This window comes from Acidovorax sp. FG60 (assembly GCF_057808995.1).
Map to the genome: position 1 here is coordinate 1 of NZ_JBMDJC010000050.1, position 3,153 is coordinate 3,153.

Below are 3,153 nucleotides of genomic sequence, written 5' to 3' on the forward strand. Positions count from 1 at the left end.
CGAGGCCCAAAACTCGTGCCATACTTGGCCTCATGCGGTTGAATTTCCTATCCGTTGACATGGCGGGGGTCGTTGCGGATGCGTTCGATGAGTTTGAGCACCGCCTTCTGCGGACCTTCGAGCTGCTGGCAAAAACGCTGGCGTTCAGCTCGCCCGGTCCCGCTTTGCCGGCATAGCCCCAGGCGCCCAGCGATACGGCGCGCTCGTAGGCCGCCTTGGCGTCGTGCACGCGGAACGCGATGGCGCAGACGCTCGGGCCGTGCAGGCGCGCGAAGCGCTGGGCAAAGCTGTCGGGCTCGGCATTGATGAGGAAGTTGATGCCACCCTGGCGGTACAGCAGCACGTTCTTGTGGCGGTGCCGCGCCACCGGCTTGAAGCCCATGCCTTCAAACACGCGGCCCATGGCTACGGGGTCGGGAGCGGCGTACTCGATGAATTCGAAGCCGTCGGTGCCCATGGGGTTGTCCCATGCGGCGATCTCGTTCAGGGCCTGCCCGGGCAGTGCTGCGTTCATGGTGTCTCCGTCAGTGAATTGATTCAGGTCATACCTAAGCCATGCACTGTAGGGAGAGTGACCCTCAGCATTCAGGCGTATTGAAGCCTGTTCTGCGGGCTATTTGCAGGAAAGTTGCGCGTTGTCAAAACCATGCGCGGCGCATCATGTTTGCCCCCTTGGGGGCGGGTGGCCGGTCACTGGGCTGCCGTGGCAGGCTGGGCGCGCAGGGCCAGCGCGCCTTCGATGCGCAACTGCTCCTCGGGCGAAAAAAGCTGGCCGCGCAACTGCTGCAGCCGGGCCGCATCCTGCGTGCTGCTCCGCGCCTGCTGGTACTGGTCGAGGCGGGCATTCCAGTCGCGCTCCTCTTGGTCGAGTTGCGCCAGGCGCTGGGCGGCTTCCGTGCCGTGTTGCGCACTGCGCAGGGCATGGCGGGTGGAGTCGTCGATGCCCTGGGCATTGAAGGCAGCGGTCTGCTGCGCCACCCCGACATGGACCACGGCCTCGGCGCGCAGGGCGCGCTGGGCGGGATCAAGCATTTCCTCGGCCGCCTGCAGCGCACTGCGTTTTTGTTCGGGGGTCAGCTGGCTGTTGCGTTCGATTTCCAGCCGGGCCAGCATGGATTGATCCAGCGTCATCTCCTGCGCAAAAAGCGCATCGAATTCGTCGCCGTCGAAATACTGCAGGCGCACCTTCTGGCGTGCCTCCAGGGCATTGCGGAGGGTGCGCGGGTCGCTCAAATCCGTGGGGGCGCGCAGTTGGCCCAGGGCCACGCGGTAGTCCACATAGCGATGCGCCAGCGCCAGCGCGCGGGTGGCCAGTTCGGGCGGAAAGTGTTGTCCCACCAGGCCTTCGAGGCGCTGTTTGAGGGCCTGCGGATCGGCGGCGTCGCCCGCCGCGTGCAGCAAGGCTTCCAGCGCATCGCGCAGGCCGGGTTGCAGCAGCGGGTCCGCCCCGCTGTCCAACCCCTTGCCGGCTGCAGCGCGTGGGAGCAAGTGCGAGCCACCGGGATGGGCGCCGTCGGTCTGGGCGCCCGACGCGAAAGGACGCCCCAGCGGGCTGGCGCCAGGGGCGCCGGACGCCTGCGAGGCGCCGTCCGGCTGTTGTGTCCACCACCAGGCGCCCGCACCCAGCAGGGCGCAGGCCACCAGTGCCAGGGCACCCTTGCGCATCACAGGCCGGCCACTTTCAGGCGGTTGGCGTGCTGGCGGTACAGCGTGACCGGGTCGGTCGAAAACCAGTCGCGCAGGCCCAGGACCTGGTTCACTTCGTCCAGGTGGTTCTGGCGGTAGTCACCCAGGTGCTTGCCCAGGCGCGAGGAACAGGCCGACACCAGGCCGTCGTTGGCTTCGCCAAACACCAGGCCGAGCACGCCCAGAAGCCCGTCGCTCACGTCGAGCACGTTGGTCATCGGCTTGGTGCCGGTCCACGAGTAGTAACGCACGCCGTTGACCAACTCGGCACCGTTGCCGCAGCCGCTGGTCGGCACGCCCGCAGGAAAGCGCTGGTTGAACTTGGCGGAGCCGGCCGTGCTGAGCGAGTCGAGCGCAGCGGTCGGCAGCTGCTGAAGGCTGGTGCCACCCGAGAGCACGTTGATCAGGGAGGTCAGCGCCAGCGCAGTGGAGTTCGCCAGAGTCTCGCTCACGCTGCCCGCCGGGGCCACGCCGCGCACGATGTCGGCGACGCGCGCGCCACGGTTCACGCCGCCAACGGAGGTGACGGACGCCACCAGATGGGGGGCCACACCCGACACGTACCGCGAGGTCGGGCTGCCCTGCGAGTGGCCGACGAGGTTGACCTTGGACGCACCGGTGACGGCCAGGATGTTCCTCACCTGGGCCAGCAGCTGCTCGCCGCGCACTTCGTGGCTGTTGGCGGCCGAAACCTGCGCGACGTACACCTTGGCGCCGTCCTTGCGCAGGGCGCTCGGGATGCCGTAGAAGTAATCCACACCCAGTGCGGAATCGAATCCGAACAGCCCGTGCACCAGCACGATGGGATAGCGGGTCTGGGCGTAGGTGCTTTGGGCGTGGGCGTTTTGCAGGGGCAGCAGGGTCAGGGCCGCCGAAGCAAAAGCGAGGCCGCGCAGCAGGCGGCCGAAGAAACCGGTCATGGAATGTCTCCTAAAAATAATTTTTGGTTTGGATGCAAAAACGAGCGACCGTGCGTTTTTGCAGTTGAAATTTTTCTACATACGCCACACTGTCACCATCGGGATATACCCGATGCCTCCGGTAACGCTGTCTGAAACGCGCCCAACAGCATAAAATCGTGCGCTATGAGTGCAAATGACGCATTGGATAAGCTGGATCGGGCCATATTGCGCTGTTTGCAGCAAAACGGCCGCGAAACCTACGACGTGGTCGGCGAGCAGGTGGGGCTGTCGCCCAGTGCGGTACTGCGGCGGGTCAAGCGGCTCGAAGACAGCGGTGTGATCGATCGCTACGTGGCGCTGGTCCGGCCCGAGGCGGTGGGTCTGGGCCTCACGGCCTACCTCAACGTGCGGCTGGAAAAGCACACCGAGAGCCACAAGCGCAACCCCATGGATGTCTTTCGCGCCAGCGTGCAGACCTGGCCCGAGGTGGTGGAGTGCGCGTCCCTCACCGGCGAGATGGACTACCTGCTGCGCGTGGTGGTGGCCGACATGGCGCACTACAGCC

Annotated in this window: 4 protein-coding genes; 1 reads left to right on the plus strand and 3 read right to left on the minus strand. The window is 66.0% G+C overall.

What is annotated here, in order from left to right:
- The 3 genes from ACODS0_RS27915 to ACODS0_RS27925 form a co-directional block, all read right to left on the minus strand.
- A partial coding sequence (locus ACODS0_RS27915; RefSeq protein ID WP_488838483.1) for a VOC family protein occupies positions 1-514 on the minus strand: 514 nt, incomplete at its 3' end.
- Between the two features lie 176 nt (positions 515-690).
- On the minus strand, positions 691-1,665 hold the full coding sequence (locus ACODS0_RS27920; RefSeq protein ID WP_488838485.1) for a lipase secretion chaperone: 975 nt from the start codon (positions 1,663-1,665) through the stop codon (positions 691-693).
- Positions 1,665-2,606 (minus strand): esterase/lipase family protein, encoded by a 942-nt coding sequence (locus ACODS0_RS27925; protein ID WP_488838487.1) that lies wholly within the window; start codon positions 2,604-2,606, stop codon positions 1,665-1,667. Before ACODS0_RS27925 ends, ACODS0_RS27920 begins: the two co-directional genes overlap by 1 nt.
- Positions 2,607-2,771: 165 nt before the next feature.
- On the opposite strand from ACODS0_RS27925, the gene ACODS0_RS27930 reads away from it, so the two are divergent.
- On the plus strand, positions 2,772-3,153 hold a 382-nt coding region (locus ACODS0_RS27930), incomplete at its 3' end, for an Lrp/AsnC family transcriptional regulator (RefSeq protein ID WP_488838489.1).

Bases quoted from the DNA above. Each gene is read 5' to 3' on its own strand.
- ACODS0_RS27925 (WP_488838487.1), bottom strand. From the start codon at position 2,606: ATGACCGGTTTCTTCGGCCGCCTGCTGCGCGGCCTCGCTTTTGCTTCG.
- ACODS0_RS27920 (WP_488838485.1), bottom strand. From the start codon at position 1,665: ATGCGCAAGGGTGCCCTGGCACTGGTGGCCTGCGCCCTGCTGGGTGCG.